Origin of the sequence: Acidocella facilis ATCC 35904 (genome assembly GCF_000687875.1) — a bacterium.
Lineage (GTDB): Bacteria > Pseudomonadota > Alphaproteobacteria > Acetobacterales > Acetobacteraceae > Acidocella > Acidocella facilis.
Genome location: NZ_JHYG01000004.1, coordinates 181,050 through 205,454, shown reverse-complemented (window position 1 = coordinate 205,454; position 24,405 = coordinate 181,050). Strand labels below are relative to the sequence as shown.

At 66.0% G+C, this 24,405-nt stretch carries 20 protein-coding genes; 10 read left to right on the top strand and 10 right to left on the bottom strand.

All coding sequences use genetic code 11. The annotated features are described in order from the left end of the window. Position 1 precedes the first annotated feature (1 nt). Positions 2-1,228 (top strand): argininosuccinate synthase, encoded by a 1,227-nt coding sequence (locus T331_RS0107150; RefSeq protein WP_026439527.1) that lies wholly within the window; start codon positions 2-4, stop codon positions 1,226-1,228. A gap of 60 nt (positions 1,229-1,288) precedes the next feature. Here the strand turns inward: T331_RS0107150 and T331_RS0107145 are convergent, their stop codons facing one another. Then, positions 1,289-1,717 carry a GFA family protein gene (locus tag T331_RS0107145; protein ID WP_026439526.1) on the bottom strand — a complete coding sequence of 143 codons (429 nt, stop codon included), beginning with the start codon at positions 1,715-1,717 and terminating at the stop codon, positions 1,289-1,291. A 355-nt stretch (positions 1,718-2,072) separates the two neighbouring features. Between T331_RS0107145 and recA the strand changes: the two genes are divergently transcribed. Both recA and alaS read left to right on the top strand, forming a co-directional pair. Next, the gene (gene recA, locus T331_RS0107140; RefSeq protein WP_026439525.1) at positions 2,073-3,122 is read left to right on the top strand and encodes a recombinase RecA; all 1,050 of its coding nucleotides are present in this window, start codon (positions 2,073-2,075) and stop codon (positions 3,120-3,122) included. 208 nt (positions 3,123-3,330) lie between these two features. Then, positions 3,331-5,961, top strand: coding sequence for an alanine--tRNA ligase (gene alaS, locus T331_RS0107130; protein WP_026439524.1), 2,631 nt, complete (start codon positions 3,331-3,333; stop codon positions 5,959-5,961). A 32-nt stretch (positions 5,962-5,993) separates the two neighbouring features. Here the strand turns inward: alaS and T331_RS0107125 are convergent, their stop codons facing one another. The 3 genes from T331_RS0107125 to fusA form a co-directional block, all read right to left on the bottom strand. Then, positions 5,994-7,145, bottom strand: coding sequence for a glycosyltransferase family 2 protein (locus T331_RS0107125; RefSeq protein ID WP_051622235.1), 1,152 nt, complete (start codon positions 7,143-7,145; stop codon positions 5,994-5,996). Positions 7,146-7,150: 5 nt separating this feature from the next. Next, positions 7,151-8,443, bottom strand: a complete 1,293-nt coding sequence (locus tag T331_RS0107120) for a hypothetical protein (RefSeq protein WP_026439522.1) — start codon at positions 8,441-8,443, stop codon at positions 7,151-7,153. A 155-nt stretch (positions 8,444-8,598) separates the two neighbouring features. Further along, complete coding sequence (gene fusA / locus T331_RS0107115) at positions 8,599-10,680, bottom strand: elongation factor G (RefSeq protein ID WP_008493401.1); 2,082 nt, start codon at positions 10,678-10,680, stop codon at positions 8,599-8,601. A gap of 203 nt (positions 10,681-10,883) precedes the next feature. Here fusA and T331_RS0107110 point away from each other — a divergent pair, with 203 nt between their 5' ends. Then, positions 10,884-11,210 (top strand): cupin domain-containing protein, encoded by a 327-nt coding sequence (locus T331_RS0107110; protein WP_026439521.1) that lies wholly within the window; start codon positions 10,884-10,886, stop codon positions 11,208-11,210. A 24-nt stretch (positions 11,211-11,234) separates the two neighbouring features. Beyond that, positions 11,235-11,897 (top strand): DUF1345 domain-containing protein, encoded by a 663-nt coding sequence (locus T331_RS17660; protein WP_162173887.1) that lies wholly within the window; start codon positions 11,235-11,237, stop codon positions 11,895-11,897. A 112-nt stretch (positions 11,898-12,009) separates the two neighbouring features. Here the strand turns inward: T331_RS17660 and T331_RS0107100 are convergent, their stop codons facing one another. The 3 genes from T331_RS0107100 to hfq are packed head-to-tail and all read right to left on the bottom strand — an operon-like array spanning position 12,010 to position 14,463. Beyond that, positions 12,010-12,828: an inositol monophosphatase family protein gene (locus T331_RS0107100; protein ID WP_026439520.1), complete on the bottom strand. Its 819-nt coding sequence runs from the start codon at positions 12,826-12,828 to the stop codon at positions 12,010-12,012. After that, positions 12,825-14,105 carry a GTPase HflX gene (hflX, locus tag T331_RS0107095; protein WP_026439519.1) on the bottom strand — a complete coding sequence of 427 codons (1,281 nt, stop codon included), beginning with the start codon at positions 14,103-14,105 and terminating at the stop codon, positions 12,825-12,827. The genes T331_RS0107100 and hflX overlap by 4 nt, the downstream gene beginning before the upstream one ends. A gap of 16 nt (positions 14,106-14,121) precedes the next feature. Next, on the bottom strand, positions 14,122-14,463 hold the full coding sequence (hfq, locus tag T331_RS0107090; RefSeq protein WP_026439518.1) for an RNA chaperone Hfq: 342 nt from the start codon (positions 14,461-14,463) through the stop codon (positions 14,122-14,124). A gap of 206 nt (positions 14,464-14,669) precedes the next feature. On the opposite strand from hfq, the gene mntR reads away from it, so the two are divergent. Next, positions 14,670-15,107 carry a manganese-binding transcriptional regulator MntR gene (mntR, locus tag T331_RS0107085; protein WP_008493408.1) on the top strand — a complete coding sequence of 146 codons (438 nt, stop codon included), beginning with the start codon at positions 14,670-14,672 and terminating at the stop codon, positions 15,105-15,107. Positions 15,108-15,227: 120 nt separating this feature from the next. Here mntR and T331_RS0107080 read toward each other — a convergent pair whose 3' ends face one another. Continuing rightward, positions 15,228-16,178, bottom strand: a complete 951-nt coding sequence (locus T331_RS0107080; protein ID WP_162173886.1) for a lipid A deacylase LpxR family protein — start codon at positions 16,176-16,178, stop codon at positions 15,228-15,230. A 133-nt stretch (positions 16,179-16,311) separates the two neighbouring features. Continuing rightward, positions 16,312-16,980 carry a DsbA family oxidoreductase gene (locus T331_RS0107075; protein ID WP_051622232.1) on the bottom strand — a complete coding sequence of 223 codons (669 nt, stop codon included), beginning with the start codon at positions 16,978-16,980 and terminating at the stop codon, positions 16,312-16,314. A gap of 149 nt (positions 16,981-17,129) precedes the next feature. On the opposite strand from T331_RS0107075, the gene T331_RS17655 reads away from it, so the two are divergent. Both T331_RS17655 and T331_RS0107065 read left to right on the top strand, forming a co-directional pair. Then, entirely contained in the window at positions 17,130-17,720 is a 591-nt protein-coding gene (locus T331_RS17655; protein ID WP_051622231.1) for a biliverdin-producing heme oxygenase, read from the top strand. A gap of 54 nt (positions 17,721-17,774) precedes the next feature. Further along, positions 17,775-18,323, top strand: a complete 549-nt coding sequence (locus T331_RS0107065; protein WP_008493412.1) for a nucleotide exchange factor GrpE — start codon at positions 17,775-17,777, stop codon at positions 18,321-18,323. A gap of 2 nt (positions 18,324-18,325) precedes the next feature. Here T331_RS0107065 and T331_RS0107060 read toward each other — a convergent pair whose 3' ends face one another. Beyond that, positions 18,326-21,049, bottom strand: coding sequence for a YhdP family protein (locus T331_RS0107060; protein ID WP_026439515.1), 2,724 nt, complete (start codon positions 21,047-21,049; stop codon positions 18,326-18,328). A 17-nt stretch (positions 21,050-21,066) separates the two neighbouring features. On the opposite strand from T331_RS0107060, the gene T331_RS0107055 reads away from it, so the two are divergent. After that, positions 21,067-23,913, top strand: coding sequence for a bifunctional [glutamine synthetase] adenylyltransferase/[glutamine synthetase]-adenylyl-L-tyrosine phosphorylase (locus tag T331_RS0107055; protein WP_026439514.1), 2,847 nt, complete (start codon positions 21,067-21,069; stop codon positions 23,911-23,913). A gap of 2 nt (positions 23,914-23,915) precedes the next feature. Next, positions 23,916-24,395: a thioredoxin-dependent thiol peroxidase gene (gene bcp, locus T331_RS0107050; protein ID WP_026439513.1), complete on the top strand. Its 480-nt coding sequence runs from the start codon at positions 23,916-23,918 to the stop codon at positions 24,393-24,395. Positions 24,396-24,405 lie beyond the last annotated feature (10 nt).

Sequence of the window (24,405 nt, the reverse complement as noted above, 5' to 3'; positions counted from 1 at the left end):
CATGGAACAGAAAGTCAAAAAGGTCGTCCTGGCTTATTCCGGCGGGCTGGACACCTCGGTCATTCTTCGCTGGCTGCAGAACACCTATCAGTGCGAGGTGGTGACCTTCACCGCCGATCTCGGCCAGGGCGAGGAGCTGGAGCCGGCCCGCAAGAAGGCGGAGATGTTCGGCATCAAGGAGATCTTCATCGAGGATCTGCGCGAGACCTTTGTGAAGGATTTCGTGTTCCCGATGTTCCGCGCCAATGCGCTGTATGAGGGCCAGTATCTGCTGGGCACCTCCATCGCCCGGCCGCTGATCGCGCAGCGCCAGATCGAGATCGCCGAGATGGTTGGCGCCGATGCCGTCGCCCATGGCGCCACCGGCAAGGGCAATGACCAGGTCCGCTTCGAGCTGGGCTATTACGCGCTGAACCCGAATATCCGCGTCATCGCCCCCTGGCGCGAATGGGAACTGACCAGCCGCACCAAGCTGCTGGAATATGCCGAGACCAACCAGATCCCCATTGCCAAGGATAAGCGCGGCGAGGCGCCGTTCTCGGTGGATGCCAACCTGCTGCACTCCTCTTCCGAAGGCAAGGTGCTGGAAGACCCGGCGGTGGGGCCGGATGAGATCGTGTATCAGCGCACCATCTCCCCGGAGGCCGCACCGGATCAGGCCACCGAAATCACCATCGAATTCAAGCACGGCGACGCGGTGGGGATCAATGGCGAGGCGCTCTCGCCGGCCACCATCCTCACCCGCCTGAACGAATACGGCAAAGCCAACGGCATTGGCCGGCTGGATCTGGTGGAAAACCGCTTCGTCGGCATGAAGTCCCGCGGCGTGTACGAGACTCCGGGCGGCACCATCCTGCTCGCGGCGCATCGCGGCATCGAGAGCATCACGCTGGACCGCGAGGCCGGGCACCTGAAGGACAGCATCATGCCGCGCTATGCGGAGCTGATCTATAACGGCTTCTGGTTCTCGCCGGAGCGGCGGATGCTGCAGGCGCTGATCGACACCAGCCAGGCTTCCGTGACCGGCACGGTGCGGCTGAAGCTCTATAAGGGCAATGTGATCGTCACCGGGCGTGAGAGCCCGAACTCGCTCTACAATACCCGCATGGTGACGTTCGAGGACGATGCCGGGGCGTATAACCAGCAGGATGCGGCGGGCTTCATCAAGCTCAATGCGCTGCGGCTGCGGCTGGGGGCGTCGATCGGGCGCCGCGGCGGCGGATTGTAAGAAAGAGCTGGGGGGATTTTTGTAAAAATCCCCCCAGACCCCTTAAAAACTTTTGCTCTTTTATTCCGGTGCCATTTCGCCGCTGCCGCCCAGCTCGGCGGGGAAGTCTTTCAGCTTGGGCAGGCCGTCTTTCATCGGCAGCACCGTCTCGGCGTAGTTCACATGCACGCCGGGCTTGAAATCCAACGTCGGCAACGTCGCCGCGAACACATCCACCAGCCCGAAGCCCGGATGCGCCGTCATCAGATGGCCACCGCATTTGCGGCAATATTGCCGATGGCTGGCCTCGGTTTTGGCGTAGGTGGCCACCTCGCTCCCGCCCTTGGTCACTTTCACCGCCTCGGGCTTCCAGAGCGTGAACGCATTCACCGGCCCGCCCGACCAGGAGCGGCAGGAGCGGCAATGGCAATAGCCCATCGCCTCCGGATCACCGCTCACGGTCAGCTCCACCGCCCCGCAAAAACACGCACCTTGATAGATCTGGCTCATTTTTCCTCGCCTTGTTGCTTTTGGATGGCTCAGCATGGCGCGCCGCGCTGGGCCGTCAAACCCTGTCCCGGAATGGATCAAAGCGCGGCCTGAAGCGAAGTTCAGCAAATGTTCTATACACATTACCGAATCACAATATTTCCTCCATAAATCACGAACAAACGGCGAACAATTTATTAACGATCATGTTGCTAATTTGTTCTCGCCGTGTCAGGATGCGATTTAACGATTCCCTCTGGCAAGGTCAGGAAAACACGCTATGGTTGCATCCACCGCAAGCAAAAAAGCTCGTTTGACAGAAATCGAGTCGATGTTGGACGCTCCGGAGGCACCTTTCATGGCGACAGTGACGACGATGGCAAAACCCGATCTCGAAAAGAACAAGGCGCTCGACGCCGCGATGGCGCAGATTGAGCGCGCCTTCGGCAAAGGCTCGATCATGCGCATGGGCGCCAAGGGCGGCAATGAGGCGATCGAGGTGATCTCCTCGGGCTCGCTCGGGCTGGACCTGGCGCTGGGCATCGGCGGCTTGCCGCGCGGCCGCGTGATCGAGATCTATGGCCCGGAAAGCTCCGGCAAGACCACCCTGGCGCTGCATGCGGTGGCCGAGGCGCAGAAGCGCGGCGGTGTCTGCGCCTTCGTGGATGCCGAGCACGCGCTGGACCCGATCTATGCCCGCAAGCTCGGCGTGGATGTGGATAATCTGCTGATCTCGCAGCCCGATACCGGCGAGCAGGGGCTGGAAATCGCCGATACGCTGGTGCGCTCCGGCTCGATCGATGTGCTGGTGATCGACTCCGTCGCCGCGCTGGTGCCGCGCGCGGAGCTGGAAGGCGAGATGGGCGACAGCCATGTCGGCCTGCATGCCCGCCTGATGAGCCAGGCGCTGCGCAAGATCACCGGCTCGGTGGCGCGCTCCAACACCACCTTGATCTTCCTGAACCAGATCCGCCTGAAAATCGGCGTGATGTTCGGCAATCCGGAGACGACCACGGGTGGCAATGCGCTGAAATTCTACTCCTCCATCCGCATGGAAATTCGCCGCACCGGCTCGATCAAGGAGCGCGACGAGGTGACGGGCAACCATGTCCGGGTGAAGGTGGTGAAGAACAAGCTGGCCCCGCCCTTCCGGCAGGTGGAGTTCGACATCATGTTCGGCGAGGGGATTTCCAAATCCGGTGAGCTGGTGGATCTCGGCGTGAAGGCCGGGGTGGTGGAGAAATCCGGCGCCTGGTTCTCGTATGACAGCCAGCGCATCGGCCAGGGGCGGGAGAATGCCAAGCAGTTCCTGCGCGATAACCCGAAAGTGGCGGAGAGCATCGAGAAGAAGATCCGCGATCAGTCTTCGACGCTGGGCGAGGCTTTGATGGCCGCCGATGGCGGGGAAGAAGCCGGGGAAGACTGACAAAAGTTTTTGGGGGTTTAAGGGGACTTTTTTCAAAAAGTCCCCTTTCTGACGAAGGCCGGACGCCCCCTTAAGGGGCGATCCGGCCTTCGTCTTTTCGCCGCTTTTTTGAAAAAAAGCGGCACCAAAAAACTTTTGCTCCTTTTGGCCCGCGCGCCGAAGGCGGGCGGGCTTGGCGAAAACCCGTCCGCCTTGTAATCCAGCCCACATGGTCACCAGCAACGATATCCGCGCCACCTTCCTGAATTATTTCGGCCGCAATGGCCACCAGATCGTGCCCTCGGCCCCTCTGGTGCCGCGCAACGATCCCACCCTGCTCTTCACCAATGCGGGCATGGTGCCGTTCAAGAACGTCTTCACCGGCCAGGAAAAGCGCCCTTATAACCGCGCCACCTCCTCGCAGAAATGCGTGCGCGCCGGCGGCAAGCATAATGATCTGGACAATGTGGGCTACACTGCCCGCCACCACACCTTCTTTGAAATGCTGGGGAATTTCTCCTTCGGCGATTATTTCAAGGAACAGGCGATCTTCCATGCCTGGACGCTGCTGACCAAGGATTTCGGGCTTAACAAGGACAAGCTGCTGGTCACCGTCTATCACGACGATGACGAGGCCGCCGGCCTGTGGGCGAAGATCGCCGGGCTGCCGGATCAGCGCATCATCCGCATCCCCACCGATGATAATTTCTGGCGCATGGGCGATACCGGCCCCTGCGGCCCCTGCTCCGAGATCTTCTATGATCACGGCCCCTCGATCCAAGGCGGCCCGCCCGGCTCCCCGGATGAGGATGGCGACCGGTTCATCGAGATCTGGAACCTCGTCTTCATGCAATATGAGGAAGGCCCGCCGGGTACGCGCACGCCCCTGCCCCGCCCCTCCATCGATACCGGCATGGGCCTTGAGCGCTTCGCCGCCATCCTGCAGGGCAAGCACGATAATTACGACACGGACACGCTGCGCGCGCTGATCCTCGCCTCCGCCGAGGAAACCGGCCAGGACCCGGACGGCGCCTTCCGCATCAGCCATCGCGTGGTGGCGGATCATCTGCGCTCCTCCTCCTTCCTGATCGCCGATGGCGTGCTGCCCTCCAATGAAGGGCGCGGCTATGTGCTGCGCCGGATCATGCGTCGCGCCATGCGCCATGCGCACATGATGGGCGCCAAGGAGCCGTTGATGTACCGGCTGGTGCCGGCGCTGACCCGCCAGATGGGCCAGGCCTTCCCCGAGCTGAACCAGGCCGAGGCGCTGATCACCGAGACGCTGCAGCTGGAGGAAAACCGTTTCCGCGCGCTGCTGGACCGCGGCATCTCGCTGCTGAAGAGCGAGAGCGAGGGGCTGGCCCAAGGCGCCGCCCTGCCCGGCGCCGTCGCCTTCAAGCTCTATGACACTTACGGCTTCCCGCTGGATCTGACCCAGGACGCTTTGCGCGAAGAGGGCAAGAGCGTGGATGTGGACGGCTTCAACGAGGCCATGGCCGAGCAGAAGGCCCGCGCCCGCGCCGCCTGGGCCGGCTCCGGCGATGCCGCCACCGAGACAATCTGGTTCGAGCTGAACGAGACGCTCGGCGGCACAGAATTCCTCGGCTATTCCACCGAGACCGCCGAGGGCAGCATCACCGCTCTGGTGGTGGACGGCCAGCCGACCGACGAAGCCCTGCCCGAGCAGACCGCCTATATCCTGCTCAACCAGACCCCGTTCTACGCCGAGAGCGGCGGCCAGGTGGGCGATACCGGCTATATCACCGGCCCGGATAATCTGCGCATCCGCATCACCGACACCCAGAAGAAGCTGGGCGCGCTTTATGTGCATATCGGTGTGGTGGAGGCGGGCACCGCCCGTGTCGGCCAGGCGGTGGTGGCCAGCGTGGACCATGAGCGCCGCGGCGCCATCCGCGCGCATCATTCCGCCACCCATCTGCTGCATGAGGCGCTGCGCCGGGCGCTTGGGCCGCACGTGACCCAGAAAGGCTCGCTGAACGCGCCGGACCGGCTGCGCTTCGACATCTCCCAGCCCCGCCCGGTCACGGCCGAGGAGCTGGCGCAGGTGGAGCGCGAGGTGAATGCGCATATCCGCGAGAATGCCGAAGTCACCACCCGGCTGATGACGCCCGATGAGGCGGTAAAGCTGGGGGCGATGGCTTTGTTCGGCGAGAAATATGGCGACGAGGTTCGCGTCGTGTCCATGGGCGGGCCGGCTGAGGGCAAATCCGCCTGGTCGATCGAGCTGTGCGGCGGCACCCATGTCAGCCGCACCGGCGATATCGGGCTGTTTCGCATCGTCTCCGAGGGCGCGGTCTCGGCGGGCATTCGCCGCATCGAGGCGCTGGCCGGGGAAGCGGCGATTGCCGCGATCGAGGCGGAGTCCAAGCTGCTGGCCGAGGCTGCGGCCTCGATCAAGGCGCCGCCCGCCGAGCTGCCGGGGCGCATCGCCCAGCTCCAGGACGACAAGAAGCGGCTGGAGCGCCAGGTGGCGGAGCTGCAGAAGAAGCTGGTGCTGGCCACCGCCTCGGAAGCTGAAGAGATTAACGGGGTGAAGGCGATCCTGCGCAATGTCGGCGATGTCGCGGCCAAGGAGCTGCGGCCGATTGCCACCGAGCTGCTGAAGGGGCTGGGCTCGGGCGTGGTGGCGCTGGTCTCCACCGCCGAGCAGAAGACCGCCATCGTGGTCGCGGTGTCCGACGATCTGCCGCAGAGTGCGGTGGAGCTGGTGCGCGCGGCGGCGACGGCGGCGGGCGGCCAGGGCGGCGGCGGCAACAAGGCCGTGGCCCAGGCGGGCGCGCCCAGTGCCGGCCAGGCTGGCGCGGCGCTGGCGGCGATCAAGTCGGCGCTGGCGGGCTGATCCCCCCGATAAAGGCGGCCTTCGGGCCGCCTTTAATTTTCCCGGATATGCAGCCGCAGCGTGGACAGCAGGAAGCTGGAGAGCAGCACCTCCATGCCCAGCGACAGGGCCAGCGACGAGCCCATGATAATGCGCGCGATCCGCCCGACATCGAGATTGCCGAACCCGGCCTGCGACCAGATCGCGATCGCCCAGCCCAGCAGCCCCAGCCCGAGCAGCAGCAGCCCCAGCCCGAGCAGCAGCCCGTTTTCAAGCGTCACCAGCGGCTCCAGACGGCGCATGCGCAGCGAGGCCGGCAGCAACCCTTCCTGGATGGTGTAAGCGCGCGCCAGCCAGGCAAAGATCACCGCCTGCGCCCCCAGCTCCACCATCGTCACGCAATAAAGCAGCGCCCCGAGATCCAGCCTCACCCCGGCGATCCGCAGCGGCCCGGTCATCAGCGCCCCGCCCAGACCCAGCCCCAGCAATGCCAGCCCGAGCCCGGGATAAAGAAACAGCCAGGCCGGCGAGAATAGCAGCATGAAGCGCAGATGCCGCCAGCCATCCCGCCAGGGGCGCAGATGCGGCGGGCGGGCGCGGCCATCCTTGTCCAGCGTGGTCGGCACCTCCTCGATGCGCATGCCCAGCAGCGCCGCCTTGATCACCATTTCGGAGGCGAACTCCATGCCGGTGGTGCGCAGATCCATGCGCAAGAAGGCGTCGCGGCTGAACCCGCGCAGGCCGCAATGGAAATCCTTGATCGGGGTGCGAAACAGGAAGCGCCCCAGCCCGGAGAGGACGGGGTTGCCGAGATAGCGGTTTTTCCAGGGCATCGCCCCCGGGCTGATGCCGCCGGCGAAGCGGTTGCCCATGACCAGATCTACACCGCGCCGCAGCGCCTGCAGGAACGGCGCCAGCTTAGAAAAATCATAGCTGTCGTCGGAATCGCCCATGATGCAATAGCGCCCGCGCGCCGCACTCACCGCGCCATGCAGCGCCGCGCCATAGCCGCGCCGCGGCACATCCACCACCCTGGCGCCCAAAGCCCGCGCCAGCTCCTGCGAGCCGTCGCTGGAGCCGTTATCACCGATGACGATTTCGCCCTCGATGCCATGCGAGGCCAGGAACGCTCTGGCTTTGGCGATGCAGAGCGGCAGGGTCTGCGCCTCATTGAGGCAGGGCATGACAATGCTGAGCTCGGGCATCGGGATCACCGATGCCCGAGCGCGACGATCCAGCCGGTGGTGCCGGGCCAGATTTTGAACATGTTCCAGTGCCGGACCTGCCAGGCCTTGGCCTGCGGGCCCCAGGCCGGGCCGTTGGCGAAATTGGCGGTGCCGGTGCGGTCATTGCTCACGCCGACCACCAGCACCAGCAGCAAGGCGAAAAACGCCACGGCGCGGCGGGCCCAGCTGGTGGCGCAGACCGCGCCGGTCAGGATCAGCCCGGTGAGCACCAGCGGGATGAAGGCGTAGCGCCCGCCCCAGCCCGCTCCCATGCTGTCGGTAAAGTCCGGCGAGAGCGCTTTATCGAACGAGACGAACAGGATGACGATCTGCGCCGCCAGCAGCAGCGCCAGCGTGGCGCGGCCAAAGCGCGCCCCCGCCACCAGCCAGCCCAGCAGCGCGTAGAACAGGACGAGGATCAGCACCGGTGGCCATAGCAGCGCCTGGGCCTGGTGCAGGGCAAGGAAGCAGCGGCCGATGACAGCGGCGCCATGCATGCCGGTGAAGGCCATGACCGGCCCGTGCAGCGCGATCACCGCCAGCAGCGTCGCCAGCGAAGCCTGCCCGCTGCGCGCCGGCACCGGATGGGTGAGATAAATGCCGAGCTGCAGGCCGAACCCGGCCAGCAGGATCAGGCTGAACAGCAGCATCACCCGGCTGCGGGTGAGCACGCCGCGCAGCAGGAACAAAGGCAGCAGGAAGCTGGTGGCGGGGCCGGAGAGCACGCCGACGGCAAGCAGCAGCGCATCGAGCACGAACAGGCGTTTGGTTTTCGGCGGGGCGGCGAGGATCAGCGCCGCCGCCAGGCCGAGATGGAACTGGCTGGTGATGGTATTCAGCCAGACCTCGGCGGTGCCGGGCGGCACCGCGCACAGCAGCACCGCCGAAGCGCAAGCCAGCCGGCTGCGCCGCCAGGGAAAGTCGTGCGTGAGGATGATGAACGGGGCCAGCGCCTGCACCAGCAGCGCCAGCAGCACCGTCACCAGCGGCGCATGGTCGAGCCCGCCCAGCTGCAGCCCCAGCCAAGTGCCGAAACCCGCGATGAAATTGATATAGCCGGTATGGATGGCGAACCAGGCCTGATACCAGGGCCAGTTCCAGCTATTGGCGAAATAGACCACGCCTTCTTCCGCCCAGAAGCGCCCGCCCTGCGCCAGGATCTGCGGCATCCGCACCAGCACGACGAGGGCGAAGCCCAGCAGCATCAGGGTGATGAAGCCGGCGCGGGGGCGCCATGGGGGTTGCGTGCTGGTCTGCTCCATCCGGCCATCTTGCATGGCCTGTCTCTGCCGTGTCGGGAGTCGGCTTGTCAAACCGCGTCGCCCCAAAAAAAACGGCGCCCAAAGGCGCCGTTTTCTGGTCTGGGCGAGAGGCTTACGCGCTCTCGGTCAAAAACTCCGCGCTTACGCGCTCTCTGTAAAGACTTCCGCGCTTACGCGCTCTTGGCCATGATCTCGTCGGCGACGTTGCGCGGCACCGGATCATAGTGATGGAACTGCATGGTGAAGGAGGCGCGGCCCTTGGTCATCGAACGCAGGTTCGAGATGTAGCCGAACATTTCCTTCAGCGGCACATGCGCGCGCACGATCACGGTGGAACCGGAGGCTTCCTGGTTCTGGATCATGCCGCGACGACGGTTGAGATCGCCCACCACGTCGCCGACATGGTCGTTCGGGGTGGTGACTTCGACGTCCATGATCGGCTCCAGGATCACCGGGCCGGCCTTCTTCATGCCTTCGCGGAAACAGGCCTTGGCGGCGATTTCGAACGCCAGGGCGCTCGAGTCGACGTCATGGTACTTGCCGTCCACCAGCGAGAAGGAGAAATCCACGGTCGGGAAGCCGGCCAGAACGCCGGTATCGGCCTGGTTCTTGATGCCCTTTTCCACGGCCGGGATGTATTCCTTCGGAATCGCACCGCCGACGACCTTGTTCTCGAACTCGATGCCTTCGTTACGCTCACGCGGGGCGAACACGATCTTGACCTCGGCGTACTGGCCCGACCCACCGGACTGCTTCTTGTGGGTGTAGGTCTCGGTGTGCTCCTTCGTGATCGTCTCGCGGAAGGCCACCTGCGGCGCGCCGATATTCGCGTCCACGCCATATTCGCGCTTCAGACGGTCGACGATGATCTCCAGATGCAGCTCACCCATGCCGGAGAGGATGGTCTGGCCGGTTTCCTGGTCGGTCTTCAGGCGCAGCGAGGGATCCTCGGAGGCCAGCTTCTGCAGGCCGATGGTCATCTTCTCGATGCCTTCCTTGGTCTTCGGCTCGACGGAGATGTCGATCACCGGGACCGGGAACGCCATACGCTCCAGCACCACCGGGTCCTCGGACGCGGCCAGCGTGTCGCCGGTGCCGGTGTCCTTCAGCCCCACGAAGGCGGCGATGTCGCCGGCGGAAACCTCGGTGATTTCCTGGCGCTTATCGGCGTGCATCTTGTACATGCGCCCGATACGCTCTTTGTGGCCTTTGGTGGTGTTCTGCACCGAATCGCCGCTCTTCAGCGTGCCGGCATAGACGCGCACGAAGGTGAGCGAGCCGTATTTGTCGTTGATGATCTTGAAGGCGAGGCCGGCGAACGGGGCGTTCGGGTCGGCCTTGATGCGGCGGGCGTTCGGATCCTCTTCCTGGCCCTCTTCCGGGGCGACCTTGATGCCCGGAACGTCCACGGGAGACGGCAGGTAATCCAGCACGCCGTCCAGCAGCGGCTGCACGCCCTTGTTCTTGAAGGCGGTGCCGCACATGACCGGGCGGAAGGCGCCGGTGATGGTGCCGGTCTTGATCGCGCGCTTCAGGGTCTCGACGGAAACGTCGCCCTTCTCGAAATATTCTTCCATGCCGGCATCGTCCACCGCCAGCGCGGTGTCGAGCAGGACCTGGCGGGCCTCCTTGGCCTTCTCCAGCATGTCGGCCGGAATTTCCTCATCATGGAACTTCGCGCCGAGCTCGCCGCCTTCCCAGATGATCGCCTTCATCTCGACCAGATCGACCACGCCGAGGAAGTTTTCCTCGATGCCGATGGGCAGCTGCAGCGGCAGCGCCACGATGTCCAGCTTCTCCTTCAACGTGTCGAAGGCGCGATAGAAATCGGCGCCGGTCCGGTCCAGCTTATTGATGAAGATCAGGCGCGGCACGTTGTAACGGTCGGCCAGGCGCCAGTTGGTCTCGGATTGCGGCTGCACGCCGGCCACGCCCTCGATGATGAAGATGGCGCCGTCGAGCACGCGCAGGGAGCGGTTCACCTCGATGTTGAAATCGATGTGGCCGGGCGTGTCGATGATGTTGATGGCGTGCTCTTTCCACTCGCAGGTCACCGCGGCGGAGGTGATGGTGATGCCGCGCTCACGCTCCTGGGCCATATAGTCGGTGGTGGTGTTGCCGTCATGGACTTCACCGATCTTGTGCGACACGCCGGTGTAGTAAAGGATGCGCTCCGTGGTGGTGGTCTTGCCCGCGTCGATATGCGCGGTGATCCCGATATTCCGGATCTTACTCAGGTCTGTCTCAGCCATCGATGCCTCCACGGGCGAATAAAATGTCAAACAAGTACGGCGCCGCCTGGATCAGGCCGCGCTGTTCGCCCGGCTTTTGAGCCAGAGCGGGGCATTTGGCAACCCCGATTGCAGGGGGATTATGACGCTTTTCGCCGCATCCACGCCTTTTCAATCGCTTGGAGCGTGTTACAGCTTGCGGACCGATAATCCGAGAGGTTCCCATGGCCTTCGCCTGCACCCTTCCCGCCACCTCAACCGTGCAGCAGGACGATGCGCAGCTGCGCATCACACGCTGGGATTTCGAGCCGGGGGCGGTGACGGGCTGGCACAGCCATGGCTGGCCCTATTACGTGGTCATGCTGACCGACGCGCTGATGGAGGTGCATGACGGCGCCACGGTTCACAGCATCCCGCGCAAGGCGGGCGACGCGTATGTCCGGGATGCCGGGGTGCAGCACGATGTGCGCAATGGCGGGCCGGGCCCGATGGCCTTCGTGGAGATCGAGATAAAGAAACTCTCCCCGGCCTTGGCCGCCCTGGAAAACTAGGGCCGGCGCGCCCTTATGCTGTTCATGAAATCCTTCCGCCTCTACCAGATCCTGCGCGCCCGGCCCTATTTCACCGCCTGCTACGCCATCGGCCTGCTGAGCTGGGTGCTGATGTTCGCGGTGACCAACCCGGCGATCCGTGCGGTGGCGGCCTGGGATATCGGCAGCCTGCTCTATCTCGTCACCACCCTGCTGGTCTTCACCCTCACGCAAGAGCGCGACATCAGCGAGGACGCGAAAGCCCATCAGGAAGGCGAATGGACCGTGTTCAGCCTCACCGTGCTGGGCGCGGTGATGAGCTTCGTCTCCCTCTTCCTGTTCTCCCACGCCGCCAACCAGAAGGCACATTTCACCGGCGCGTATCTCGGCTTCGTCGTGGTCACGCTGACACTTTCATGGGCGGTCACGCAGCTCACCTTCGCCTATCGCTACGCGCATGAATATTATTCCTACGATCTGGGCGGCGAGACCGTGGATGGCGGCATCGAATTCCCCAAGGACGAGACGCCGGATTATCTGGATTTCGTGTATTTCTCCTTCGTGCTGGGGATGACGTTTCAGGTCTCGGACTGCAACATCACCTCGAAGAAGCTGCGCCGGCTGGCGACCTTGCAGGGGCTGATCGGGTTTCTGTTCAATACGGTGATTCTGGCGCTGTCGGTGAATATCGCGGCGTCGCTGCTTTGAAGGGTGGTTTTATTTAGGGGCTGCCCCAGATCGTCATTCATCTGGCCATTATGTCGATCCTTCAAGGCGTTGAAGGCATAAGCCTGAAAGATATCTGGGACAGCCCCTTTATTTATCGAAGCAGCGCGTTCGCCAGCTCATCCCAACTTGCCTCGTCCGGGGTCAGCAGCAGGCCGCCATCGGTTTGCGACGGGCGGTAGGGTGAACCGTCGAAATGCCGCGCATGGCCGCCGGCCTCACGGTGCAGCAGCACCCCGGCCGCATGGTCCCAGGGCATCAGCTTGCGGAACATCTGCACATGGCAATGCCCGCCCGAGAGCATGCGATATTGATGCGCGGCGCAGCGATAATCCGTCACCGCCGCCAGCCGGTCCAGCCGGTGCAGCACGTGGCTGCGCAAAGGCTCGGACATGAAGCGCCAGGACATCGAGCCGACCATCTGCTCCACCGGCACCGGGGCGGCCACCTGCAATTTGCGGCGCGTGCCGTCGGCCGCGATCAGGTACGAACCCTGGCCCTTCACCGCCACAGCGCAGTCATCGCCGAACGGGTCGAAAATGAAGCCGGCGAGGATCTCATCCGCCTCCACCAACGCCGCCATCACCCCGAATAAAGGCAGTTCGGCGGCGAAATTCGCGGTGCCGTCGATCGGGTCGAGAATCCAGACCCGCCCCGGCTGGGCCAGCCGCTCCAGCGAGGCGGCACCGGAGGAGACCGCCTCCTCGCCGATCACGTCATCGCCAGGGAATAGTTTATTCAGCCCGGCCTTCAGCGCCCGCTCCGCCGCTTCGTCGGCGACCGTCACCGGGTCCAGCGGACCAGTCTTGGTGCGCACATCCTCAGAGGAGAGCTTCTTGAAGCGGGGGAGGATTTCCGTTCGCGCCACATGCCGGAGCAGATCGATGACGGATTGAACCTCGGCTGGCTTCATAATGCTTCGAACCTCGCTTTATCGACGGCGGAGAGCCGCACCTGCAATGTCACATGGTGCTCGTCATCCTCGCGCGCCACCACCTCGCCATGGCGATAGAGCCAGGCCAGACGCGCGCCGTCGGCGACCGGCACCTGCAGCTCGACCAGCTGTTCGGCGGCGGCGAGCCTGGCATCGATGGTCTGCAGCAGCCGGTCCAGCCCCTCGCCGGTCAAGGCCGAGACGGCGATGCCCTCGCCCTGCACGACATTGGCAATGCCGCCCAGCGCGTCGGCCTTGTTCAGCACCTCCAGCGTATGGGAAGGCCAGCCCTCGTCCAGCGTGCCTTCCTTGGCCATGCGGGTGAGCACGGCGCGCACGTCGCGGGCCTGGGCCTCGGTGTCGGGGTGGGAAATGTCGCGCACATGCAGCAGCAGATCCGCCTCCGCCACCTCTTCCAGCGTGGCGCGGAAGGCGGCGACCAGCTCGGTCGGCAGCTCGGAGATGAAGCCCACAGTGTCGGAGAGGATGATGTTGCGCCCGGAAGGCAGCACCAGCCCGCGCATGGTCGGGTCCAGCGTCGCGAAGAGCTGGTCCTCGGCCATCACCGTGGCGCCGGTCAGCGCATTGAACAAGGTGGATTTGCCGGCATTGGTGTAGCCCACCAGCGCCACCACCGGATACGGCACCTTCTTGCGCGCGCCGCGATGCAGGCCGCGGGTGCGGCGCACCTCCTCCAGCTCCGCCTTCAGCTTGACGATGCGATCGCCGATCAGGCGTCGATCCGCCTCGATCTGGGTTTCACCAGGACCGCCGAGAAAGCCGAAGCCGCCGCGCTGGCGCTCCAGATGGGTCCAGGAGCGCACCAGGCGGGAGCGCTGATACTCCAGATGCGCCAGCTCCACCTGCAGCGACCCTTCACGGGTGCGCGCACGGGCACCGAAAATATCCAGGATCAGCCCGGTCCGGTCGATGACCTTGGTGCCGAAGGCCTTTTCCAGATTGCGCTGCTGCACGGGGGTAAGGGCGGCATCCACCACCGCCACATCCACCTGCGCCCCGCGCAGGGCGGTGGCGGCCTGCTCCACCTGGCCCTTGCCGAGCAAGGTGGCCGGGGTGAGGGAGCGGAGCTGGAAGATCTGCTCATGCACGATCACCAGCCCGATGGAGGCGGCAAGCCCCACCGCTTCCGCGAGGCGGGCCTCGGCGGAGCGGATCTGACCGGCGGCGAAGGCCGCCTGCCGGTCCCAGGGCAGCAAAATCGCCGCCCGGCTTGGCGGGGGCGCGGTCTCTTGCATCACGATATCCGGAGGATCAGCCTTCGGACTCGGGGTCGTATTGCGGCTCGGGGGTGCGGCTCAGGCGCAACGTGCTGGCGCTGGCGGAGCCAGCCTCGCCAGGGGCCGGGGCGCCACCTTCGGCGCGGCCGGCATCAAACAGCATGATCGGCGCGCCCGGCATCACCGTGCTGATCGCGTGCTTATAGACCAGCTGGGTATGGCCATCACGGCGCAGCAGCACCGAGAAATTATCGAACCAGGTGATCACGCCCTGCAGCTTCACGCCATTGACCAGGAACACCGTGACCGGCGTCTTGCTCTTGCGGACATGGTTCAGGAACACGTCCTGCACATTCTGAGATTTTTCGTTCGCCACGATGGCATCCCTTTATTTTTGTCGCCCACTTTATCGGACGAGTGATTGAATCCACAACAAAAAGTTTAAACCTGCGAAGGCGTGGCGCGTCCGCATGGTGTCTGAATATAGCGGATTTGTGCAACGCGGCAACCGCCCCGAGCCCCAACTTGCCAGCATGGGGGTTTTCCCGCAAAGCATGCGTCAGACTGGAGCACCGCCATAAAATGGAAGCTGACGGCAAAACCCCGAACCTTCCCGCCGAGCCGACCCAGGCCAGACGCTTCGGCAAAACCAGGGCCGCGCAGTTGAGCGCGACGCTGGAGGATTATGCCGAGCTGATCGATGATCTGCAGAGCGGCGGCGCCCCGGCGCGGCCGACGGACATCGCCAGGCGGCTGGGCATTTCGCATGCGAGCGTGATCAAGACCATCGGCCGGCTGAAGCGCGAGGGGCTGGCGACCTCCCTGCCCTATCGCGGCGTGTTGTTGACGCCGGAGGGCCAAAATCTGGCGGCGCGCAGCCGGGAGCGGCATCAGCTGGTGGTGGCGCTGCTGCTGGCGCTGGGGGTGCCGCGCGAGGCGGCGGAGGAGGATGCCGAGGGGATCGAGCACCATATCTCCCCGGCAACGCTGGCGGCGTTCCGAAAATTTCTAAGTAAATAAAAGTTTTTGGTGCCGCTTTTTTCAAAAAGCGGCGAAAACGCCCGGGTTTTGGCAACGGCGTCGTCAACGCCCCCAACGTTTTGCGGCCCTTTTTGAAAAAAGGGCCGCCCCCAAAAACGTTTAGAACCTGGTCGAAATCGCGATCGACCCGTACTGGAAGGCCGGCGCCGAGCCGTGGAATTCCGGCGTCTCGAAGGTCTCAACCGCCGAAAGCCGCACGCCGCGATAGATCACCGCCAGCCCCACTTCGAGATCACCCTGCAGATGGGTCAGCCCCACCCCGCGGCTGGAGCGGAAATCATTGCCCTGGACCAGCATGTCATGCGCCACGAAGCGCCCCAGCGCGCCGCCGAACACGTACCAGACGAAGGGGCGCGTGGGGGTATAGGCATCGGTGCCGGAAAGCTGCGGGCCGATCAGCGCCGGGCCGAAATCCGAATCCAGCCCCTGGCCGAAACGCACGATGCCGCCGGTCTGGGCATAGATCTCGGTATTGCCGACCTGCGCGGTAAGCTGGGGCAGCACCTGCACGCCGATGCCACCATAATTCGCCAGATCCATCCGCCAGATCCGCCCGGCGGAAAAATCCAGCGTTGGCTCGTCATGCAGCTGGTAATGCCAGCCTTTGTTGGTGGTATCGCCGATGATGCTGTGGAAGCCGTTCTGCACGGTCTGCGCCAGCGAGGCCGGGCCGACGATGCCGATCGCCGCCCCCAGCATCGAGCGGGTGGTCGTGGTGTCCTGGATCAGCGTCAGCTTCGCCGAAAGCTGCCCGGCATAAGGGCGGTCATGCGGGTTGGGGTTGTAGAGCTGGGTGTCGGTCGGGGTGAAGATGACCTGCTGCAGATTGATCTCCAGCCGCTGGCTGCCCTGGCCGAACACGCCCTGGCCAAGATTGGAGAGAAAGCGCGGCACCGCGCCGGTGGGGCCGACATAGCCCAGCCGCTCGCCGGAGGTGTAAAGCTCATCCGTGCCGGGGATGGAGGCGGCGTCGTTTTCGAGCTGGATGGTGACGATGCTGTGCGGATCAGCCGGCGGAACATCCGCGCGCGCCTGGGGCGCGTAACTCAACCACGCCGCCGCGCCCAACGCGATGGCAGAAGACGCAATCACAGATCTTTTCACGTTTCGTCGACCCTTTTTCTGAGGCGGCAGGTACAGCCTGTTACAAGCTGTAGCGCAGCCGTGAAAAAAGGAAACCCTTTCAACGCTCCCGGGCGGTGCAGAGGGCGAGGTCGATCAGCCGTTCCAGCACCTCGCTCTCCTGCGCCCCGGCGATGGCGTGTTCGCCATCCAGCATGAAGCAGGGTACGCCGTTGATGCCGAGCCGGTGCGCGTGCAGATTTTCCGCATGCACATATTCCGTGCCCTCGCCGGACTCCAGGAATAGCCGCACCTGGCGCGCGCCCATGCCGGACTGCACCGCCAGCGCGCTCAGCACCTCATGCTGGCCGATATCCAGCCCCTCGACGAAATGCGCCGCGAAAATACCGGCCACCAGCGCATCCGCGGCCCCAACCCGCGCCGCCTCGCGCACCAGCCGATGCGCATCCACGCTGTTGGGGGTGCGGCGAATAGCGGGGAAATTGAACGCAATCCCCTCCGCCCCGCCCAGCTCGGCGATCGAGGCATAGAGCCGGCGCGCCCGGTCCTCCGCGCCGAATTTGCGGATCATGTAATCGGCGCGGGACATGCCGCCGCGCGGCATGTCGGGGTTGAGCAGGAAGGGCCGCCAGTTGAGGGTGACATCGAGCTCCGGCCGGCGGGCCAGCAGATAGGTCAGACGCTTCACGCCAAGATAACACCAGGGACAGACGAAATCGAAGACGATTTCGATCACCAGCCGTGCGGGCAATGGCGTCAGACTATTCATTTCTCGTCTCATACGCCGATTTCGCGGCCAAGACGAGAGGGAATGGCCGCCCCGCCCGAGAGGATGCCCGCGGATCAGGACCGGCGCGGACGGTTGTAAAAATGACATTGCGGATTGGCGCTGAGCGCTTCACCCCCATATCGGCGGACATGGCTTTATCACATAAAGCGCCGCGGGACCGGCGCGCCGCACTCAGCGCCTTGACCGCGCCGGCGCATGCCAGGCTGGACGAGGCGATGCGCGGGGCCGGCTTTTTCGCCACGCCTGTTCTGTATGCGCGTTATCTGCAGATCACTCATCAGGCCCGCCGCGCGTTGGAAGCAGCGCTGGCGCCGCTGCGCCTGCTTCCGGCCGATGCGTATGAGTTGACAGCGTCGCTGGAGGCGGACCTCGCGGATCTCGGCACCGCGCCGCTTGGCGCCGCGCCGCCCGTGAGCTTTGCGCGCGGCGGCGGCTGGGGCTGTCTTTATGTACTGCAGGGCTCCAATCTCGGCGCTTTGCAGCTGCGCGGCTGGGCCCAGCCGCTGGGGTTCGATGGCGCGCACGGTGCCCGGCATCTGGCCTTGCAGGCGCAGCGCGCCCGGCATTGGCGCGGCTTTGTCGCGCGGCTGAACGCCCAGAGTTTCAGCCCGGCCGAGGAGCAGGAGTGCGCGGCCGGGGCCTTAGCGGCGTTTGCGCATTTCACCGCCGCGATGCCAGGGCTTGCGCGGCCCCAGCATCGAACCCTCGATCCGGCATGAGCGCCGCGTTGCGCCCTCCTTGTTTGGCGGCCGAGAATCCCCTAATTCCGGGCCATGAGCGAAGAAGACAAGATCATGCATGAGGATGCCGCCCCGCAGGACGAGGCGCTGCTGGAAGCCCCTGATCAGCGCATCGCGCAGCTGGAGCAGGAGCTTTCCGAGATGCGCGACAAATGGCTGCGCGCCGAGGCGGAAATGGCCAATCTGCGCGCCCGCACCAAGCGCGAGGTCGAGGATGCGCGGCTCTATGCCGTGCAGAAATTCGCCCGCGACGTGGTCGAGGCGGCGGAGAATCTGAAGCGCGGCATCGACAGCCTGCCGAAGAAGACCGAGGACGAGCCGGAGCTGATCACCAAGATGCGTGATGGCTTCGAGGGCATCGAGCGCGCTTTCGCCGGCATTCTGGAGCGCAACGGCATCACCCGCACCGACCCGACCGGCGCGGTGTTCGACGCCAATCTGCACCAGGCGATGGCCGAGCAGGAAAGTGCGGACCATCCGGCTGGCACCGTGCTGCAGGCCTGGAGCCAGACCTGGCTGCTGAATGGCCGCCTGCTGCGCCCGGCGATGGTCGTGGTCTCCAAGGCCCCGGCGCAGGGCTGAATCTACGGCGCCGCCGGCTTCGTGGCCGGCGGCGCACCACCCCCCAGCCCGAACACACCCCGCAGGAATCCAGGCGTGAGCGCGGAGAGCGGATTCACATGGATCTGCGGGTTGCTCATCTTCCCCTGCACATGGGCGCGAATGGCGAACAAGCCGCCGCCCTTCTCCGCCGAGAACAGATGCCCCAGAACCGGGATTTTCCCCGGCAGCGCGTTGAGCGCGTAGGCGGGCACGATCGTGGTCTGCAGATCGCAAATGCCGGTATTGCCGTCCAAGCTGCCGCTGGCGGTGAAGCCCAGCGATTCCGAATAGGCATCCGCCCCGTTCAGCCGCAGCACGCCGTCCTCCAGGGTGAAGGGGATGGTCGCGTGGTCGATCAGCAGCCCCGGGCCAGACATCGCCTCCGCCACCCCATATAAGGTCGCCGCCTGCATCAGCTTGATGAAGCCGGGCGCATTCACCAGCCGGGCCTTCGCCAGCTTCAGCGTGCCCTGCGCCGGGCCGCCGCCGAATTGCGCCTGCAGATCCAGCGCGCCGCCCTGCATGCCGTCATACACCCCCAGCACCCGCAGCAGCGCGCCGGCATCCTGGCCCTGTAAGGCCAGCGCGCGGCGCGGGCCGGCGAGCGGGGTGATCCGCGCGCTCACCCCGTCGGCACTGGCGCTGGCCTGCGAGAGATCCTGCCCCTGGCCGCTGGCGGTGAGGCTGACATTCCGCAGACCCGGTGCCGGCGGCTTGGTGATATAAAGATGCTGGAAGGCGAGCCTGGCCTGCCAGAGCGGGCCGGAGGGCGCGGGTTGCGGCGGTGGCGGGGCGGGCTGGTCGGGCTGCGTCTGCGCGTCGGCGCCGTGGCGCAGATCCAGCGTCTCGCCGCTGGCCTCGATTTGCCAGGGCTGGCCGGGGCGGGCGGGCGCAATCACGCTGCCTTGCGCCTGCGACCGGCCGATATCCGCCTGGGTCAGGGTGAACACCCGCCCCTGGCTGTGGCCGCGCACGAACAGCCCCGGCGCTTCCATCATAAAATCCTGAATCGCGCCGAGATCACCATTCTCCAGGCTGAAACGCGCCGCCAGCCGCCCCGCGCCGCCGGGCTGCTTGGCCCAGCCCAGCAAGGGCAAAGCCAGGCCGATGCGGGTAAGGTCGGCCTCCAGCGCCGCCTCCTGGGTGCCATCCGCCGGGCCGGTGAGGCTGAAGCGGAAGGGCGCGCGCCCCTGCGTGGCGGAGGTGAAGCCGCTCGGCGTATCCAGCCCGAAGGCGTGCCAGAGGGCGGGGCCGGCCTCGCCCTGCAGATCCAGCGTCTCCGCCCCGTCCGGCTTGGAGACATCCTGGGTCAATGTCAGGCTGGCTGGGGCGCCGGCGAGCTGCGCGGTGGCGTCCGCCCGCAGCGTCTCGCCATCGGTGGCGATCCTCACCGCGCCGTCGGTAAAGAAAATGCCGGGAATGGGGGTGGCCATTTTCACGTCGCTGAGCTGGGTGGCGACGTTGATCTGCACATCCCGCGCGGTGACATTCTTGGCCAGCGGGATCATCGCCGCCAGCGTGCCGGCGAGCGTGCCGGTGGCGCCCTTGATGTCAGGCGGGGTGTGGGCGAGCAGGTTGAGCGGCGGCGCCCCCAGAATGCCAAGCACATTCTGCACCGGCCCGGCCAGATTCAGATTGAGGAAGCCGAACTGATCCTTGGCCGTGAGATCGGTGATCACCATGCTGCCGCTCTGCAGCCCGACCCCGCCCGCCGCGCCGCCGCCGGCATCGATGACGATGGTATCCATCCCCGGCATGGTGAACACACCGTCCAGATGCTCCAGCGGCACCGCGCCGGGCAGGAAATGCAGGGTCAGATCGCTGGCCTGAAACCCGCCCTGCACGTTCTCGATTTTGAAATGCGAGAGATCGCCATGGGCGGCCATGTCGATGCTGAATTGCGCGTCATGGGCGCTGCCGGCGGTGATGTTGCGCATCACCCAGACCCGCGCATCCGGGGCGGCGATCGGCGGCCAGTAGGCCGCCAGATCCTGGGCCTGCACGCTGTCCAGCGCCAGGTTGAGCCGGCCGAGCCAGAGCCCGTCGCGATGCGCGCGGAAGCTGAAGCGCAGGCGCGGCGCGCTCTGGCCTTGCGGGGCGAGCTGGGCCACGCCGTCGCTCACCTGCACCGCGCCATCGGGCAAGACCGCGAGGGTAAAGCTGGCATCGCTGAGCGCCACCCTGTTCACCCCGGTGCCGATCCGCCCGGCGCCGATGCGCACATGCACCGCCCCGTGGGAGAGGGTGAAGCCGCGCCCCGGCCAGAGATCCGCATGCCAGGAGACCGGGACATTGCCGCCGGGGAAGGTGGCACCGGCGCCGTTCAGCGCGATCGGGTCGCGCCCGCCGAACAGATCCGCCACCGGCAGGGTCAGATCGGCCGCGGGAATATCCGCCAGCGCCCCGCCTGAATCGCTGCCCACCTTGATATCGGCCAGACGCAGCACCAGCGGCACCGCCCCGCCTTTGTGATAGCCCGCCCAGGCCAGCTCGGCGGTGCCGATGCGCACCTCAACCCCTTCGCCGGAGAGCCGCGTGGCGATGCGCGAGGCGATTTGCGGGATCTCCAGCGGCCCCTGCGCCAGCCGGAACCCCAGCAGCCCGAACAAGGCCAGCGCCAGCAGCACAAACAGCGCGACGATGCGGCCGAGCTGGTGGATCGCCTCTATGATAATCCAGGCCGCTTGACCTCTGCGGAACTTCATCCTGTTCTGCTTGCCAGATGCCCGGCGATCTTCACAAGCCATCCTTCCCCAAACCGGCCGATCAAGCGGCGGCGGCGCGGCTGCGCGCGGATTTCGCGGCCCTTGGCCCGCGCGAGGCCAAGCTGGCGCGGAGCGACTCGGGGACGGCGCTGCTGGCGGCGCTGGGCGGCAACGCGCCCTTCCTGGCCGAGCTCGCCTGCCGTGAATCCGCGACGCTCTGCGCCTGCCTGGAAGCAGGCCCCACCCCGCAGGCGAAAGCGGTGCTGGCCGGGCTGGCTTCATTGCCGCCGGATCTGCCCCGCCCCCAGCTCAGCGACGCGCTGCGCCGGGCCAAGCGGCAGATGGCGCTGAGCATCGCCATCGCGGATCTGGGCGGGCTCTGGACGCTGGAGCAGGTCACCGCGGCGCTCTCGGACCTCGCCGAGACCGCCTTGCGCGCCGCCATCCGGCATCTTTTGTACGAGCTGCACGCGGCGGAAGAGATCGCCCTGCCCGACCCGGCGGCGCCGGACCAGGGAAGCGGCTTCGTCGCGCTGGCGCTGGGCAAGCTCGGCGCGCGGGAGCTGAATTACTCCTCCGACATCGATCTGGTGCTGCTCTACGATCCGGAAAGCCCGGTCTATGGCGAGGACTCGCAGCCGATGATGGCGCGGCTGGCGCGCGACCTCACCGCTTTGCTCGCGGCGCGCGATGCCGAGGGCTATGTCTTCCGGGTCGATCTGCGGCTGCGGCCCGACCCAGGGGCGACGCCGCCGGTCGTCGCCCTGGCCACCGCCCTCTCTTATTACGAGAGCCATGGCCGCACCTGGGAGCGCGCCGCCTTCTCCAAAGCGCGGCCCGTCGCCGGGGATCTGGCGCTGGGGCAGCAATTCCTGGCCGCCATCCGCCCCTTCATCTGGCGCAAATATCTGGATTTCGCGGCGATCTCGGATATTCACGAGATGAAGCGCCAGATCGACGCGCAGCACCCGGCCGAGGGCTTGCGCGGCTTCGATGTGAAACTGGGCCAGGGCGGCATCCGCGAGATCGAGTTCATCGTGCAGACGCTGGGGCTGGTCTGGGGCGGGCAGGACCCGGCGCTGCGCATCCCGGCGACCTTGGAGGCGCTGCCCGCCATGGCCCGGGCCGGGCATCTGCCGGAGCGCGCGGCCAGGCAGCTGGCGGCGGATTACCGGGAGCTGCGGCGGGTCGAACACCGGCTGCAGATGGTGGCGGACCGCCAGACCCATGCGCTGCCCGCCAGCGAGGCCGGGCTGGAGGCGTTCTGCATCTTCCTCGCGTCCCCGCGCTTCCGGCAGAGTTTCCCCAAGCTGCTCGCCCGCGTGCATGCGCATTTCCTGGATTTCTTCGATGCCGGCACCCAGGCCCTGCAGGACGGGCTGAATCCCGGCCCCGAGGGGGCGCCGGCGCCCGCCTTCACCGCCCGGCTGGAGGCGCTGGGTTTCAAGGATATCAAGCATATCGCCGCCCGGCTGCGCGACTGGGGCTCGGGCGATATGCCGGCCCTGCGCTCGCCACGGGCGCGCGAGCTGCTGGACGGGCTGGTCGCCCCGCTGCTGGCAGCCCTGGGCGCGCAGCCGGAGCCGGACAAGGCCTTCGCCCAGTTCGACACGCTGCTCAGCCGCCAGCGCGCCGGGGTGCAGCTGCTCTCTTTGTTCACCCGCAATCCTGGCCTGCTCAAGCGCCTGGCCGCCGTGCTCGGCGCCGCCCCGGCGCTCTCGGACTATCTCACCGAGGACCCGCAGGCGCTGGACGGGCTGCTCGCCCCGGAAGCCCGCTTTGCCGCGCCGCGCCCGGTGCTGCGCCGGCTGCTGGCCGAGGCGGAGGATCTGGAACAGGCCGCCGCCGCCACGCGGCGCTTCGTCCGGCAGGAGGAATTCCACCTCTCGGTGGCGACATTGGAAGGCCGGCTGGACGCGAATGAGGCCGGGCGCACCCGCAGCGCTTTGGCGGAGGCCGCGCTCTCGCAGCTGCTGCCCTTGGTCATCGCCGCGCAGAAGCAGCGCCAGCCCGCCCCGCGCGGCGCCAAGGTGGCGGTGCTGGCGCTGGGCAAGGCCGGTGCCGGGGAGATGCTGGCGGGCTCCGATCTCGATCTGATGCTGATCTATGATCACGCCCCGATGGCGATCCCGCCGACGCAATGGTTCTCGCGCCTCTCCCAGGCTTTTGTGGCGGCGTTGACCGCGCAGGGGCCGGGCGGGCCGGTCTATCATGTGGATATGCGGCTGCGCCCCTCGGGCAATGCCGGGCCGGTCGCGGTCTCGCTGGCGTCCTTCCGCAGCTATCACGCCAAGGAGAGCTGGACCTGGGAGCGCCTGGCCCTCACCCGGGCGCGGGTGATGGCGGCCACGCCGGGCTTCGCCGCCACGGTGCGCGAGGCGGTGCTGGGGGCACTCTGCCGGCCGGAGCCGCGGGCGCGCATTCTGGCCGATACCGCCGCGATGCAGGCGCGGCTGGCCGCCGAGATGAAGCCGCGCGGGCCCTTTGATGTGCGCGCCATTCCCGGCGGGATGATGGAGGTCGGCTTCATCGCCCAGGCGCTGCAGCTGATTCATGGCGGCAGCGAGCCGGCTTTGTTCCAGCCCAATACCGAAGCGGCGCTGAAAGGGCTGGCCGCCGCCGGGCTGCTGCGGCAGAGCGACGCCGAGGCGCTGATCGCGGCGGACCGGCTGTGGCGAACGATCCAGGGTATCAACCGCATCACCGGCCTGCCGCTGAGCGCCGCCGCCCCGCCCGGCGCCATGCTGGAGCCGCTGCTGCGCGCCACATTCTTTGCGGATCTCGCGGCGTTGCAGGCGGGCATGCGCGAAGCCGCCACCCAGGCACACCAGATTTTCACCCAGACATTCACCGAAGGAGCCTGATGATGAGCCTGATGACAAGCTTGGCCGAAGGCCAAGACGCGCCGGATTTCACCCTGCCCGCCACCAATGGCCGAACTGTTTCGCGCGATGGGCTGAAGGGCCAGCCCTTCCTGCTCTATTTCTACCCCCGCGCCGACACGCCCGGCTGCACCAAGGAGGCCTGCGCCTTCCAGAGCGGGCTGCCGGATTTCTCCAGGCTCGGCGTGACCATCATCGGAATCTCCAAGGACAGCATGAAGGCGCTGGAGAAATTCGCCGCCAAATATAAGCTGGAATTCCCCCTCGCCTCGGACCCGGAGGGCAGCGTGATCGAGGCCTATGGCGCCTGGCAGGAGAAATCCATGTACGGAAAAAAATATATGGGCATCGAACGCTCCACCGTGCTGGTCGATTCGGCGGGCAAAATCGCCAGAATCTGGCCGAAAGTGAAGGTCGATGGGCATGCAGAGGATGTTTTGGCGGCGGTGCAGGCGCTGAAATAACCAAAAATGG